The organism is Micromonospora marina, assembly GCF_900091565.1.
GTDB classification, from domain to species: domain Bacteria; phylum Actinomycetota; class Actinomycetes; order Mycobacteriales; family Micromonosporaceae; genus Micromonospora; species Micromonospora marina.
This window is the reverse complement of record NZ_FMCV01000018.1, coordinates 1-14,015: the sequence shown is the minus strand read 5'-3', so window position 1 is coordinate 14,015 and position 14,015 is coordinate 1. Positions and strand designations below refer to the sequence as shown.

At 73.2% G+C, this 14,015-nt stretch carries 13 protein-coding genes and 1 pseudogene; 11 read left to right on the top strand and 3 right to left on the bottom strand.

Annotated elements, in window-relative coordinates:
- Positions 1-122 precede the first annotated feature (122 nt).
- The 10 genes from GA0070215_RS19600 to GA0070215_RS19555 all read left to right on the top strand — a co-directional run bounded on the left by GA0070215_RS19600 (position 123) and on the right by GA0070215_RS19555 (position 10,753).
- On the top strand, positions 123-2,957 hold the full coding sequence (locus GA0070215_RS19600; protein WP_091048296.1) for a Na+/H+ antiporter subunit A: 2,835 nt from the start codon (positions 123-125) through the stop codon (positions 2,955-2,957).
- Positions 2,954-3,412 (top strand): Na(+)/H(+) antiporter subunit C, encoded by a 459-nt coding sequence (locus GA0070215_RS19595; RefSeq protein WP_018786871.1) that lies wholly within the window; start codon positions 2,954-2,956, stop codon positions 3,410-3,412. The genes GA0070215_RS19600 and GA0070215_RS19595 overlap by 4 nt, the downstream gene beginning before the upstream one ends.
- Positions 3,409-4,980 (top strand): Na+/H+ antiporter subunit D, encoded by a 1,572-nt coding sequence (locus tag GA0070215_RS19590; protein ID WP_018786872.1) that lies wholly within the window; start codon positions 3,409-3,411, stop codon positions 4,978-4,980. The genes GA0070215_RS19595 and GA0070215_RS19590 overlap by 4 nt, the downstream gene beginning before the upstream one ends.
- Positions 4,977-5,576 (top strand): Na+/H+ antiporter subunit E, encoded by a 600-nt coding sequence (locus GA0070215_RS19585; protein ID WP_091048292.1) that lies wholly within the window; start codon positions 4,977-4,979, stop codon positions 5,574-5,576. Before GA0070215_RS19590 ends, GA0070215_RS19585 begins: the two co-directional genes overlap by 4 nt.
- On the top strand, positions 5,573-5,836 hold the full coding sequence (locus tag GA0070215_RS19580; protein WP_018786874.1) for a monovalent cation/H+ antiporter complex subunit F: 264 nt from the start codon (positions 5,573-5,575) through the stop codon (positions 5,834-5,836). The genes GA0070215_RS19585 and GA0070215_RS19580 overlap by 4 nt, the downstream gene beginning before the upstream one ends.
- Complete coding sequence (gene mnhG / locus GA0070215_RS19575; RefSeq protein ID WP_091048289.1) at positions 5,833-6,231, top strand: monovalent cation/H(+) antiporter subunit G; 399 nt, start codon at positions 5,833-5,835, stop codon at positions 6,229-6,231. Before GA0070215_RS19580 ends, mnhG begins: the two co-directional genes overlap by 4 nt.
- A 402-nt stretch (positions 6,232-6,633) precedes the next feature.
- Positions 6,634-8,196 (top strand): phenylacetate--CoA ligase family protein, encoded by a 1,563-nt coding sequence (locus tag GA0070215_RS19570; RefSeq protein WP_018786876.1) that lies wholly within the window; start codon positions 6,634-6,636, stop codon positions 8,194-8,196.
- A 3-nt stretch (positions 8,197-8,199) separates the two neighbouring features.
- Complete coding sequence (locus tag GA0070215_RS19565) at positions 8,200-8,640, top strand: hypothetical protein (RefSeq protein ID WP_018786877.1); 441 nt, start codon at positions 8,200-8,202, stop codon at positions 8,638-8,640.
- Positions 8,637-9,719 carry a GNAT family N-acetyltransferase gene (locus tag GA0070215_RS19560; protein ID WP_018786878.1) on the top strand — a complete coding sequence of 361 codons (1,083 nt, stop codon included), beginning with the start codon at positions 8,637-8,639 and terminating at the stop codon, positions 9,717-9,719. Before GA0070215_RS19565 ends, GA0070215_RS19560 begins: the two co-directional genes overlap by 4 nt.
- Before the next feature lie 2 nt (positions 9,720-9,721).
- Positions 9,722-10,753, top strand: coding sequence for a nitroreductase family protein (locus tag GA0070215_RS19555; RefSeq protein ID WP_091048285.1), 1,032 nt, complete (start codon positions 9,722-9,724; stop codon positions 10,751-10,753).
- A gap of 55 nt (positions 10,754-10,808) precedes the next feature.
- Here GA0070215_RS19555 and GA0070215_RS19550 read toward each other — a convergent pair whose 3' ends face one another.
- Positions 10,809-11,522: a hypothetical protein gene (locus tag GA0070215_RS19550; RefSeq protein WP_018786880.1), complete on the bottom strand. Its 714-nt coding sequence runs from the start codon at positions 11,520-11,522 to the stop codon at positions 10,809-10,811.
- A 73-nt stretch (positions 11,523-11,595) separates the two neighbouring features.
- On the opposite strand from GA0070215_RS19550, the gene GA0070215_RS19545 reads away from it, so the two are divergent.
- Entirely contained in the window at positions 11,596-12,423 is an 828-nt protein-coding gene (locus GA0070215_RS19545) for a PIG-L family deacetylase (protein ID WP_091048281.1), read from the top strand.
- A 34-nt stretch (positions 12,424-12,457) separates the two neighbouring features.
- Here the strand turns inward: GA0070215_RS19545 and GA0070215_RS19540 are convergent, their stop codons facing one another.
- The gene (locus tag GA0070215_RS19540) at positions 12,458-13,597 is read right to left on the bottom strand and encodes a carboxylate-amine ligase (protein ID WP_091048503.1); all 1,140 of its coding nucleotides are present in this window, start codon (positions 13,595-13,597) and stop codon (positions 12,458-12,460) included.
- Between the two features lie 142 nt (positions 13,598-13,739).
- Positions 13,740-14,015: pseudogene (locus GA0070215_RS19535) on the bottom strand (glutamine synthetase); the annotation flags it as partial.

The following is a 14,015-nucleotide window of genomic DNA, read 5'->3' as shown; positions in this document are numbered from 1 at the left end:
CCACTCCTTACCCGGAACGGAGCGGAGTCGACACCACACGTTCGCGTGATTCTCTCGACATACCGCCTCCCCACATCGCCGGTTAGGGTTGACACACCGCAGGTCGATCTTGGGGAGTGTGTGTGCTGGTTCTGGTGGCGGTCCATGCGTTCGCAGCCGTGGCCGCCCCCGTGCTGGTACGCCTCCTCGGAAGGCGGGCCCTCTACCTGCTGGCCGCCGTACCGGCGGCGGCGCTGATCTGGGCGCTGACCCGGACCGAGCCGGTCCGCGCGGGCCGGCCGGTCGTCGAGACCGCCACCTGGGTGCCGCAGCTCGGCCTGGAAATCGCCCTGCGCATGGGCACCCTGTCCTGGCTGCTGGTGCTGCTCGTCGGCGGCGTCGGCGCCCTCGTGCTGGCCTACAGCGCGCGCTACTTCCGCTCCGGCGATCCCGGCCTCGGCCGGTTCGCCGCGGTGTTCGTCGCGTTCGCCGGTGCGATGCTCGGCCTGGTCGTCTCCGACGACCTACTGCTGCTGTACGTGTGCTGGGAACTCACCACCGTCTTCTCGTACCTGCTGATCGGCAGCGACCCGACCGAACGGGCCAGCCGCCGCGCGGCGATGCAGGCCCTGCTGGTGACCACACTGGGCGGCCTGGCGATGCTCGCCGGTTTCGTGATGCTCGGCCAGCACGCCGGCTCGTACCGGTGGTCGGAGATCGCCGGGAACCTGCCCGAGGGCGGCTACCTCACCGTCGCGCTGGTGCTCGTCCTGCTCGGCGTGACCAGCAAGTCCGCGATCTTCCCGTTCAGCTTCTGGCTGCCGCGCGCGATGGCCGCGCCCACACCGGTCAGCGCGTACCTGCACGCCGCCGCCATGGTGAAGGCGGGCGTGTTCCTGGCCGCGCTGATGGGCCCCGCGGTGGGCCAGGCCACCGTGTGGCGCGGCGTCCTGCTGGCCGGCGGCCTGGTCACCCTGTTCCTCGGCGGCTGGACGGCGCTGCGGCAGACCGACCTGAAGCTGCTGCTGGCGTACGGCACGGTGAGCCAGCTCGGCCTGCTCATGGTGATCCTCGGCGCGGGCACCCGCGACACCGCACTGGCCGGTGCCGCGATGCTGCTGGCGCACGCCCTGTTCAAAGCCACACTGTTCCTCGTCGTCGGCGTCGTCGACCACGTCGCCGGCACCCGCGACCTGCGGGAGCTCAGCGGCCTGGGCCGCCGCGCGCCGGTGCTCGCGGCGGTCGCCGGACTCGCCGCCGCCTCGATGGCGGGCCTGCCGCCGCTGATCGGCTTCGTGGCCAAGGAGGCCGCGCTCGAGGCGTTCCTGCACGGCGGTACGACCGAACTGGTGGTGCTCGCCGGCGTGGTGGCCGGCTCGGCGCTGACCGTCGCGTACACCGCGCGGTTCCTCTGGGGAGCATTCGCCACCAAACCGGGCGTGGCCGAGACCCGGCCGCACCGGATCGAGCCGGCCTTCATCGGCCCGGCGGCGGTGCTCGCCCTCGCCGGCCTCGCGGTCGGCGTCCTCGCCCCGGTTGTGGACCGGGTGCTGGCGCCGTACGCCGACCAGTTCCCGACCACCGACCCGGGCTACCACCTGGCCCTCTGGCACGGGCTGACCCCGGCGCTCGGCCTGTCGGCGCTGGCCGTGGCCGGCGGTCTCGGGCTGTTCCTGCTGCTGCACCGGCGCCGGCCCCACCTGCCGCGGCTGCCCTTCGACGGCACCACCGGCTACGACCGGATCGCCGGTGCCGTCGACCGCGCGGCGGTGGAACTGACCGGTGCCACCCAGCGCGGTTCGCTGCCGTTCTACCTCGGCGTCATCCTCCTGGTGCTGGTCGTGCTGCCCGGCGGCGCGGTGCTCGCCGGTGCGCCGTGGGCCCGGCGGTTCCAGCTCTGGGACACCCCGTTGCAGGCCGTCGCCGGCGCGGTCATCGTCGTCGCGGCGCTGGTGGCCGCGCGCGCCCGCCGCCGCCTGACCGCGATGATCCTGGTCGGCGTGACCGGCTACGGAACGGCGCTGATGTTCATCCTGCACGGCGCGCCCGACCTCGCGCTCACCCAGTTCCTGGTGGAGACCGTCACGATCGTGATGTTCGTGCTGGTACTGCGCCGGCTGCCGCGCCGGTTCTCGGCCCGCCCGACCCGCGCCAGCCGGCGGTTGCGGGTCGCGCTGGGCGTCGCCGTCGGCGTGGTCACCGCCGGGATGGCGTACGTGGCGGCGGGCAGCCGGACGGCCGTGCCGGTCTCGGTCGGCTTCCCGGCGGAGGCCGTCTCCTACGGCGGCGGCAAGAACGTCGTGAACGTGACGCTCGTCGACATCCGCGCCTGGGACACGATGGGCGAGATCGCCGTGCTGGTGGTGGCCGCCACCGGCGTGGCCAGCCTGATCTTCCGCCGCTCCCGCGCGCTGGACCTGCGCAGCGGCATCCCCGGCGCCGGCCGGCAGCAGTCGTCGCGCCCGCGCTGGCTGACCAGCGGCGCGACCTCCCGGCAGCAGTCGGTCATCCTCCAGGTGGTCACCCGCCTGCTCTTCCACACCATCCTGTTGTTCTCGATCTACCTGCTCTTCTCCGGCCACAACGCCCCCGGCGGCGGCTTCGCCGCCGGGCTGGTCGCCGGGCTCGGGCTCGCCGTGCGATACCTGGCCGGTGGGCGTACCGAACTCAACGGCGCCGCGCCCGTCGACGCCGGTCTGGTGCTCGGCGCGGGCCTGTTCGTCGCGGTCGGCACCGGCGTGGTCGCGATGCTGCTGGGCGGCGAGTTCCTGCAGAGCGCGACGCTCGACTTCCACCTGCCGGTGCTGGGTCACGTGCACTTCGTGACGTCGGTCTTCTTCGACGTGGGCGTCTACCTCATCGTGGTCGGCCTCGTCCTGGACATCCTGCGGAGCCTGGGCACCGAGATGGACCGTCAGGAGGAGGTCGACGAACAGGAGATCGAACCGGCCGGCGTGCGGGAAGAGGAGCTGGTGTGAGCCCGAACATTCCCAACCTGGTCTACGTCGTGGTCATCGGCGTCCTGTTCGCCACCGGCGTCACCCTGCTGCTGGAACGCAGCCTCACCCGCGTCCTGATGGGGGTCGTCCTGCTCGGCAACGGCGCGAACCTGCTGCTGCTCACCGGCGGCCGGGCCGGTGGCCCGCCGATCGTCGGCACCACCGCTGAGGAGGACATGTCCGACCCGCTGCCGCAGGCGATGGTGCTGACCGCGATCGTGATCACGCTCGGCATGACCGCGTTCCTGCTCGCGCTGGCCTACCGGAGCTGGCACCTCAACGGGCACGACGAGGTGCAGGACGACGTCGAGGACCGCCGGATCATGGAACTGGCCGACCGGGACGAGGGACCGGGCACCTCGGACACCGACACCGCCGACGGCAGCCCCGAGGCGCGGGTGCTCACCACCGGTGCGGCGGAGGGCGTCAGATGACCTGGCTCGTCCCGCTGCCGGTGGTGATGCCGCTGCTCGGTGCCGCCCTCACCCTGCTGCTCGCCGGCCGCGCCCGCGCCCAGCGGTGGGCCAGCATCGTCGTGCTCGCCGCCACCGTCGCGGTCGCCGCGATGCTCCTGGTGCGCTCCTCACTGGACGGCCCGCTCGTGGTGGAGGTCGGCGGCTGGGTCGCGCCGATGGGCATCGTGCTCGTCGCCGACCAGCTCGCCGCGCTGATGCTCGTGGTGTCCGCCTCGGTCACCCTGTGCGTGCTCGTCTACTCCATCGGGCAGGGCATGGCCGACGGCAACGAGGAGACGCCGCTGTCGGTCTACCACCCGACCTATCTCGTGCTGACCGCGGGCGTGTGCAACGCGTTCCTCTCCGGCGACCTGTTCAACCTGTACGTCGGCTTCGAGATCCTGCTCGTGGCGAGCTACGTGCTGCTGACGCTCGGCAGCACCGAGACGCGGATCCGGGCCGGCACCACGTACGTCGTGGTCAGCCTGCTCTCGTCGTTGATCTTCCTGGTGGCCATCGGCCTGGTCTACTCCGCCACCGGCACGCTGAACCTGGCGCAGCTCGCCGACCGCCTGGACGCGCTGCCCGACGACACCCGCCTGGTGCTCCAGGGCATGCTGCTGCTCGCGTTCGGGATCAAGGCGGCGGTGTTCCCGCTGTCGGCGTGGCTGCCGGACAGCTACCCGACCGCGCCCGCCCCGGTCACCGCGGTCTTCGCCGGCCTGCTCACCAAGGTCGGCGTGTACGCGATCATCCGCACCGAGACGCTGCTGTTCCCCGGTGGTCGTACCGCGGACCTGCTCATGGTGACGGCGGCGCTGACCATGGTGGTCGGCATCCTCGGCGCGGTGGCCCAGTCGGACATCAAACGGCTGCTGTCGTTCACCCTCGTCAGCCACATCGGGTACATGCTGTTCGGGGTCGGGCTGACCACCCCGCTCGGCCTGTCCGCGGCGATCTTCTACGTGGTGCACCACATCACCGTCCAGACCACGCTGTTCCTCGCCGCCGGCCTGGTGGAGCGACGCGGCGGCAGCACCGCGCTGGACCGCCTCGGCGGGCTGGCCCGGCTGTCACCACTGCTGGCGGTGCTGTTCTTCGTGCCCGCCCTGAACCTGGCCGGCATCCCACCGTTCTCCGGGTTCCTCGGCAAGCTGGGCCTGGTGCAGGCCGGCGTCGACGACGGCGGGTTCCTGGCCTGGGCGCTCGTCGCCGGTGGACTGGTCACCAGCCTGCTCACGCTCTACGCCATCGCCCGGGTGTGGAACCTCGCGTTCTGGCGGGCACCGCACGCGGACATGCCGGAGCCCGGCGACGCCGACCAGGCGGCCCGTACCGACGGTGCCGAACAGCCGCACGGCGGCCCGGCGCCGGGCGGGGCGGTGCTGCCCCGGCTGATGACCGTGTCCACCGCCGCCCTCGTGGTGCTCGGCCTCGCGCTTACGGTGGTGGCCGGACCGCTGTTCGACATCAGCACCGACGCCGCCGACGACCTGTTGCGCCGGGCCCCGTACGTCGAGGCCGTGTTCCCGGAGGGACCGCCGTGACCAGCCAGCCGAAAGCGCCGCTGACCTCCCGTGACCGCCGGCGCAACCGGGCCGTCGCGGTGACCGGCCTGGTCACCGTCTGGGTGCTGTTGTGGGGCACCTTCAGCTGGGCCAACGTGATCAGCGGGCTCGTGGTCGCGGCCGTGCTGCTGGTGGTCTTCCCGCTGCCCCCGGTGACGTTCGCCGGCCGGATCCGGCCGGTTCCGTTGCTGCGGTTCCTGGTCCGCTTCCTGCGGGATCTCGTGGTCGCCTCGGTGCAGGTCGCCTGGCTGGCCGTCCGGCCCGGGGAGCCGCACTCGGCGATCATCGCGGTGCGCCTGCGGGTGAACACCGACCTCAACCTCACCCTCACCGCCGAGGCGCTGTCGCTGGTGCCGGGCAGTCTCATCGTGGAGGCCGACCGGCGTACCGGGACGCTCTACGTGCACGTGATCGGGATTCGGGGCCTCGACGAGGTGGAACGGTTCCGGCACGGCGTGCGGGAACTGGAGGCGCGCATCGTCGCCGCCGTCGGCTCGGCCGAGGAGCGGGACCGGATCCGCCACGACGAGGCCGAACCCTCCGGGTCGGCCGAACTGGAAGGAGCACCGACGTGACAGTCGTCGCCGTGATCGTCACCGTGCTGCTCGTCGCGGCCGGTGGCCTCACCCTCGTCCGGATCATCCGCGGGCCGTCGATCCTCGACCGGGCCGTCGCCACCGACGTGCTGCTCGCCGTGGCGGTCGCGGCCATCGCCACCGAGGCGGCCTACAGCCGGGACGCCACCGCGCTGCCGGTCCTGGTGGTCCTCGCCCTGGTCGGTTTCGTCGGCTCGGTGAGCGTCGCCCGGTTCGCCTCCAGGAGAGGCCCGAAGTGACGCCCGACGAGATCCTCGACACCGTCGCCGGCATCTGTCTCGTCGCCGGCGCCCTGCTCTGCGTCGCCGCCGGCATCGCGCTGGTCCGCTTCCCGGACGTGCTGTCGCGGATGCACGCGGCGGCCAAGCCGCAGGTGCTCGGGCTGCTGCTGGTGCTGCTCGGCTGCGCGCTGCGGCTGCGTACCGGGGTAGACATCACCACGCTGGTCCTGGTCGGCCTGTTCCAGCTCGCCACCGCCCCGGTCGCGGCGCACATGGTCGGGCGGACGGCGTACCCGCACGACGACATCCGGCGGGACCTGCTGATCACCGACGAACTGGCCGGCCACATCGACCGGATCCGCGCGGACCGGGCCGGCGAGCCGGAGGAGACGTCGCCGGTCCGCACGGCCTGATACTCCGTACGAGCGCCGAGGCGGGGAGCCCATGAGCGGCACGGTCCACGGCAACGCCCGCCGCTCACGGGCCCGAACGGCGAATGCCGGTCCGCGAGCCCGTTTGCCACCTCGGGGGCCAGCCGCGCCAGATTGAGTACGGTGTCCAGCGAGGACGGGTACCGTCGGGTCACGGTCTCCGAGGTCTCCTCGGTCACCTTCTCGAAGCGCCCGTTCGTGCGTTCACGCTTGCCCCCGGTCCTCGGCGAAGTGTCACCGGACCAGGGACGACGCACCAGACGAGTGCCGCCATGGTGACTGAGCGTGTCCAGGCCGGGTGGTCGTCCACTGGGTACGCGTACTCAGCGCAGTACCGTCCCGTCGCTCATGTGCCCGCGTCGCGGCGTCGACAGGATTCCTGTCATGGCCGAGATGCTGCACCGACACGTCGCCGCACGTACCGTCGACACGCCCCTGCCCGCCGAGGCCGCGCTGGCCCCCGCCGGCCGCGCGGTCGCCGCGCTGGCCCGGCTCGTCGCCCACCACCCGGCCGGCTGGCGGTGGTTGGCCCGGCGGCACCACCCGCTCCTGGACCGCCTCGCCGCCGCGAACGCGCGGTCGACGTGCGTGCGGGCCGCCCGGCGGGTGCCCGCCTACCAGGCGTTCCTGCGGGCCCGCCCGGGCGGCCTGCGCCGCCGGCTGCGGGACTTCCCGGAGACCGACAAGCGCGGGTACGTGATGGCGTACGACGCCTCGGCCCGCTGCCGGGACGGGCGGCTGCCGGAGCGGGGCGTGGTGGTCGACGAGTCGGCCGGCTCGTCCGGGCGGCCGTTCAACTGGCCGCGCGGCGAGCGGGAACTGCGCGCGGTGCACCGCGACATCGTCGGCTACACCGGACTGGTGTTCCCGATGCGCCGGCCGTTCGTGATCAACGCGTACTCGATGGGCGCCTGGGCGACCGGCACCACCACCGGCGCGGCGATGGCCCGGATCGCGACCGTGAAGAACACCGGCCCGGACCTCGGGAAGATCGTCGACACGCTGCGCGAGTTCGGTCCCGGCCACGACTACCTGGTGACCGCGTACCCGCCGTTCCTCAAACACCTGCGGGACCGGCTCGACGCCGAGGACTTCCCGTGGTCGCGGTACCGGATCTTCGCCGGTTGCGGCGGCGAGGGCATGACCGAGGCGCTGCGTGACTACCTGGAGCAGCGGTTCGTGCGGGTGCGGTCGGCGTACGGAGCGTCGGACCTGACCATCGGCATCGGCGCGGAGACCCGGTTCACGGTGTGGCTGCGGCGGCGGCTGCGCACCGACGCGGCACTGCGCGCGGAACTGCTCGGCCGGGGCGAGCAGCGGCTGCCGATGGTGTTCCAGTACAACCCGTTCGCCACCTACCTGGAGACCAACGAGCGGCGGGAACTGCTGTGCACTGTCGCCAGCCCGCACGTGCTGCAGCCCCGGCTGCGTTACAACGTGGGCGACGAGGCGCTGCTGGTGCCGTACCGGCGGATCGTCGAGCTGATCCACGCCGACCCGGTGCGCCGCGCCGAGTTCCGGACCGCGGTGGCCGAGGAGCGGATGACGCTGCCGCTGCTGCTGCTGTTCGGCCGCAGCGACTCCACCGTGTCCTACCTGGGCGCGAACCTCTACCCGCAGGACGTCGAGTACGGCCTCTACACCGGCAACCCGCACGCCGCCGAGATCAACCGGTTCTGCGTGGCGCTGCACGAGGACGCGGGCCTGGAGACCCGGCCGGTGATCCACGTCGAGCTGCGCCGCCCGCTGGACACCGCGGCCCGCGCGGCGCTCGCCGAGGCGTGCCGTGACGGGGTACGCGCGCACCTCACCTCGGTGTCGCGGGACTTCGCGCAGTCCCTGGTGGAAGACCCGACCGCTGGTGACCTGCGGGTCGAGCTGCACGATCCGGACGGCGGACCGTTCGCCGGCATGCAGAAGATCAAGAACGTCTACCTGGTGAGGTGAACGATGCGTACCCGTGACTTCTCCCGCGCCCCGGCCCAGGCCCGCGCCGGCGCCATGTTCATCGGCGGCACCCGGTACGCGAACCCGCTGGTGCTGCTGCGCCTGGCCCCCGACTGGATCCGGATGGTGCGCGACATGCGCCGCATGTCCGGCTACTGCTGGCACACCGTCTACTGGCAGTTCCCGCTGACGCTCGGCACCATCGCGTTCTTCACCGACCGGGACGCGCTGCTGCGGTTCGCCCGGACCCGGCACCACCGAAGGCTGATGATGTGGCTGACCGACGGCACCCGTAACGCCACCGCCGGGTTCATCAGGCTCTACACCGCCTCCCCTGATGGCTACTCCAACGGCGCGTGGCGGGCCGAGGACGGCGCGATGGGCCACATCGAGCAGTTCACGCCGCTGGGCGCGGAGACTGCCGGTCCGGCGGTGCGCCGGTGACCGGCCACCGGTTCGAGCGCGTGACCGGGCGGCGCGGCCTGCGCGACTTCGTCGCCCTCACCGACCGGCTGTACGCGGACGAGCCCCGGTACGTGCCGACGCCCCGGCAGCAGATCCGCCGCTGGTGGCGTGAGGGCGTGCCGATGTACGTGCTGCGCGACGCCACCGGCACCGTGGCCGGGCGGACCACGCTGCACACCGACGCGGACGTCGACGCGAAGCTGGGCCGCCGGTGCCAGCTGTTCGGGCTCACCGAGTTCACCGCGCCGGCCGCCCGGCCGCTGTTCGACGCGATCACCACGCACGCCACGCCCGGCCGGGATCTGCTGTTCGGGCCGGTGGCGCTGCTGCCCAACCAGGCCGGCGGCGTGATCACCTCCGGGTACGCCGACCGGGGATTCGTGGACAGCGCGTGGAACCCGCCGCACTACCCGGACGCGTACGAGGCGTACGGGTTCACCGGGCGCTTCGTCTCCGACACCTGGATCTGCCCGGTCCCGCCGCCGGCCGGACCGCCGCCCGCACTCGGCGTGCAGCCCGACGGCACCCGGCTGGACCTGCACCGGGGGAGCACCCGGCGGCTCGACCAGCAGCTCGAACTGCTGCGCGGGATGCTCAACGACTCCTTCGCCCAGCTCGGCTACTACACGCCGATCTCGGCGGCGCAGCTGCGGCGGCAGACCGACGGGCTGGCGTACCTGCTCGACTCCGCGCTGCTGCTCTACCTGACCCGCGACGGGCGACCGGTGGCGTTCGTGCTCTGCGTGCCGGACATCAGCGACTTCCTGGTCGCGGTGCGCGGCGACCTGAACCCGGTCAACCAGCTGCGGCTGCTCGCCACCCGGCGCCGGCACCGCCGGGAGGCGGTGCTGATCGTCAAGGGCGTGGTGCCGCAGTTCCAGGGGCGCGGCTACCAGCGGCTGCTGTCCGCGCACCTGCACCACAACCTGCACGACGGCGGCTACACGGCGCTGCGCAGCACGTACGTCGGGCGGGACAATCCGGCGTCGGCGGCCCAGTACCGGCGCCTCGGCGGACGCCCGCTGCACGGCTACGCGTTCTACGCCAAGGAGCGGTGACCATGGACCTCGCCGCGTTCCGCGCGCTGGAGCCGCTGTGCTGGCGGGCACCGAGCGCGCACAACACCCAGCCGTGGCGGTTGCGCTACGAACGCTGGGCGGTCACCGTCGGCTGGGATCCGGCCGACGCGCTGCCCGCCGGTGATCGGGCCGGGCGGGACCTGCGGCTGTCGCTCGGCGCGTTCGTGGAGACGTGCCTGATCGTCGCCGCCGACGCGGGGCTGCGGCTGGACTGGGCCGCCGACCACGACGAGGCCGATCGGCGTGCCGGGCGGCTGCGGCCGGGACGGCAGCCGTACCGGACGCCGTTCCGCACCGCCGACGTGTGGGACCGGCGCACCCACCGGGGCCGCTTCACCGCCGGCCCGGACGCCGACGTGGTCGCGGCGGTGGACGCGGTCGCCCGGCGGGCCGGTGGCGCGGTCCGCGTCGTGCCGGCGGCCGGGCGGCTGCGCGCGCTGCTGCGCACGGCCGACCGGCAGGTGTACGCCGACCCGGCCGTGGTGGCGGAGCTGCGCCGCTGGCTGCGCCTGGACCGGTCGGACCCGCGCTACCGGGCCGACGGGCTGACCGACAGCTGCCTCGGGCTGGACCGGGCGGCGGCGACCGGGCTGCGGGCGGCGCTCGCCGCGTACCGGGTGTTGCGCCCGCTCGGGCTGCCGCGTCTGCTCGCCGCCGCGGGCGGTGATCCGCTCGGGCAGGGCGGCGGGGTGCTGGCGCTCGTCGCGCCGCCGGGCCTGGACGCGGCCGGACAGGTCGAGTTCGGACGGGTGCTGATGCGGACGTGGCTGACGTTGCACACGGCGGGGCTGGCCGCGCATCCGCTCAGTCAGCTCGTCGACGTGGCCGCCACCCGGGACGCGCTCGGCACACTGCTGGACGTGGCGCCGGAGCGGATCGTGCACGTGGCCCGGGTGGGCCGGCCGGCCGCTCCCGCGCCCCGCTCGGCCCGGCGCGTGAACCGCGAGTCAGATCTGTTAGCGGCAACACCCCTTGAGGCGGTGTCACTTCATCCACGAGAGGCCATCGGTTGACGTGTCGCCCGGTCGGGAGCCCTGGGCGCATAGGGGCAGGGACTGCGGTGCCCGGTCAGGCCAGCAGCGTCTCGCGCAGCCGCGCGCCCAGGTTCAGTTCACCGACCACACGCGGACCGGCCGGGTCGTACACGGCGATGCGGTGGTTGCGGCGCATCATCTCCCGCACCGCAGGCGGCAGCCGGGGCGGGTCGTCCATCGTCGCGAGCACCCGCGCGCCGGTGCCCATCAGCCGCTCCACCAGCGTCGCGCTGTCGGTGTCCACACGCACCCGGCCGAACTCCCAGCCGGCGGTGGTCAGGTCGAGCACCTCGAACAGGCGCGTCACGAACGGCTGCGGGTCGGTCACCCGGTCCAGCCGGTCGGCCCGCCCGCCGACCACTGCCACGGCGGCGCTGAGCTGCGCGTACGGGTGCAGGCCGCTGGGCAGCGCGCCGAGCGGCCAGCGCAGCGCGGGCCCGGCCTCCTTCCACAGGGGCCGGTAGTTGCGGCGGTGCACCAGCAGCCGCCGCCCGGTGCGCCGGAACACCTCCTGCGCTTGGGCGAGCAGGTCGGCGTGCGCCTGGTCGGCGGCCTCGCAGACGATCCCGGCGGCCACCACGAGACCGTCGTCATCGGACAGCAGCCGGGTGATCGCGTCGGCCTGCTCCGGGAACCGGAGACGGGCGTGCGCCCCGTAGGACTGCCGGACGTCCCGCAGCAGCTCCTGCTGACGTGTGGGGTCCAGTTCGACCCGTCCGCCACCGAGCAACCGCTGGAGCCAACCCATCGTGCCTCGCTTCCGTCGCCGTCTGCGGACCGGGCAATGCTAGTTCGTCGGCCGATGCTCGTATGGTGACGGGGTGACCGATCGTTCCCTGACCCTGATGGCTGTGCACGCGCACCCCGACGACGAGGCGACGAGCACCGGCGGCGTTCTGGCGCGCTACGCGGCCGAGGGCGTCACCACAGTGCTCGTGACATGCACCGACGGGGGGTGCGGCGACGGTCCCGGCGGGATCAAGCCGGGCGACCCCGGGCGCGACCCGCAGGCGGTGGTCGAGATGCGCCGCGCCGAGCTGGCCGCCAGCTGCGAGGCGCTGAAGGTCACCCACGTGGAGACGCTCGGCTACGGCGACTCCGGGATGATGGGCTGGGCGACGAACGAGGCGCCCGGCGCGTTCTGGAACACGCCGGTGGCCGAGGCGGCCGACCGGCTGGCCGAGCTGATCCGGCGCTACCGCCCCGACGTGGTGGTGACCTACGACGAGAACGGCTTCTACGGCCACCCGGACCACATCCAGGCCCACCGGATCACCATGGCCGCTGTCGAGCAGACCGGCATCCCGGCCAAGGTCTACTGGACCACCGTGCCGCGCAGCGCGTTCCAGCAGTTCGGCACCGTCATGAAGGAGATCGGGGTGGAGTTCCCCGAGCCGGAGGCGACCGACGAGATGCCGGCGCTGGGCCTGCCGGACGACGAGATCACCACCTGGGTCGACACCCGCGCCTACGGCGGGCAGAAGTTCGCCTCGCTCGCCGCGCACGCCAGCCAGGCGGAGAACATCTTCTTCCTGCGTCTGGGGCAGGAGCGGTTCACCGAGCTGATGGGCATGGAGACGTTCGTGCGGGTGCGGGACACCACCGGCGCGGCCACGCCCGAGGACGACCTGTTCGCCGGGTTGCGTTGACCGGTAGCGGGCGCGGTCCGGGCCGGTCATCGACTCACGTCGACACGGTCTGTGCGGCCAGGTGATCGAGCACGGCGCGGACGTCCCCGCCGGTCCCGGCCATGATCCGTCGTTGCCGGGTGGCGCCGGTGCCGTCCCGGTGCACCCGGTCCAGCTCACGCCGGACCAGATCCAGGTCGCCGTGGCGGGTCAGCGCGGGCGTGACCGTGACGAACAGGTCGTCGATGAGGTCCCAGGCGGGCCGGGGCCGCCCGGTGCGCAGGTCGACCAGCTTGCCGTCGACGCCCTCGTGGGCGGCCCGCCAGTGTGCGGCGGCGACCAGGCAGTCCCGGATACGGGGTGCGGACACGCCCTCCCGGACGTCGTCGATCAGCGTGGCCACGAGCGCCCGGACCAGCCCGGCGACCAGCACCGTGTCGTCGACGGTGGGGCAGACGTCGCCGACCCGGACCTCCACCGTCGGGTACGACGCGGACGGGCGGGCGTACCAGTAGACCATCGCGGCGTCGAGCATGATCCCGGCGGTGATCAGGTCCGCCACCGTGGCGTCGTAGTCGGCGGCGGAGTCGAAGTGCGGCGTCGGCCCGATGCTCGGCCACCGTTCCAGCTGCATCGAACGCCAGCTCGCATGCCCGGTGTCCCGCCCGTCGTGCAGTGGTGAGTTCGCGGTGAGCGCCTGCACCACCGGCAGCCACTGGCGCAGGTGGTTGCAGACCTGCACGGCCAGCTCCCGACCGGGTACGCCGACGTGCACGTGGCAGCCGCAGACCGCCGGGTCGTGGGCGACCGGGCCGAACCGCCGGGACATGTCGTGGTAACGCTGCTCGTCGGGCACCGTGCGGTGGGCCTCGCAGACCGGCGTGGCGCCGACGGCGACCAGCCGTGCCCCGGCCGCGCCGGCCGCCCGGGCCGCCGCCCGCCGCAGCGTGACCAACTGCTCCCGTAGCTCGCCGAGGTCCGGGCTGACCGGCGTCACCATCTCCACCATGCTGTGCCGGAACTCCTGCCGGCTCTGCTCGCGGGCGGTGCCGGACAGCGCGTCGCGTACCCGGTCGGCGACCGGCATGCTCTCGCCGGTGTCCGGGTCCAGCAGCAGGAACTCCTCCTCCACCCCGAGGGTCAGGACGGCGGGGATCTGCGGGGTGGTGGCGGTGGTGGTGGGCCGCGGCCTCACCGACGGCTCCACCGGCACGGAACGGTCGGCGGCTCGTCGTGAGGCGGGTTCATGTCTCGACGGTACGAGGGCGGAGGCCGGCCCGAGGCCGTTTCCGCCGACCACCGCCCCCGCGGGTGGCGGGGGCGGTGGCGGTGGCGGCTCAGCAGTCGAAGTAGAGCGCGAACTCGTGCGGCGTGGGCCGCAGGCGCACCGGGTCGACCTCGTTGGCGTTCTTCCAGTCGATCCAGGTGGAGATCAGGTCGTCGGTGAACACGCCGCCGTCGAGCAGGTAGTCGTGGTCGGCCTCCAGCGCCGCCAGCGCCTCGGTGAGGGAACCAGGTACCTGCTTGACGTCGCCCCACTCCTCCGGTGGGAGGTCGTAGAGGTCCTTGTCGATCGGGGCCGGCGGCTCGATCTTGTTCTTGATGCCGTCGAG

Excerpts from the sequence above, each read along its gene's own strand:
- GA0070215_RS19590 (WP_018786872.1), top strand. The coding sequence starts at position 3,409 with ATGACCTGGCTCGTCCCGCTGCCGGTGGTGATGCCGCTGCTCGGTGCC.
- GA0070215_RS19570 (WP_018786876.1), top strand. The coding sequence starts at position 6,634 with ATGGCCGAGATGCTGCACCGACACGTCGCCGCACGTACCGTCGACACG.
- GA0070215_RS19565 (WP_018786877.1), top strand. The coding sequence starts at position 8,200 with ATGCGTACCCGTGACTTCTCCCGCGCCCCGGCCCAGGCCCGCGCCGGC.
- GA0070215_RS19555 (WP_091048285.1), top strand. The coding sequence starts at position 9,722 with ATGGACCTCGCCGCGTTCCGCGCGCTGGAGCCGCTGTGCTGGCGGGCA.
- GA0070215_RS19550 (WP_018786880.1), bottom strand. The coding sequence starts at position 11,522 with ATGGGTTGGCTCCAGCGGTTGCTCGGTGGCGGACGGGTCGAACTGGAC.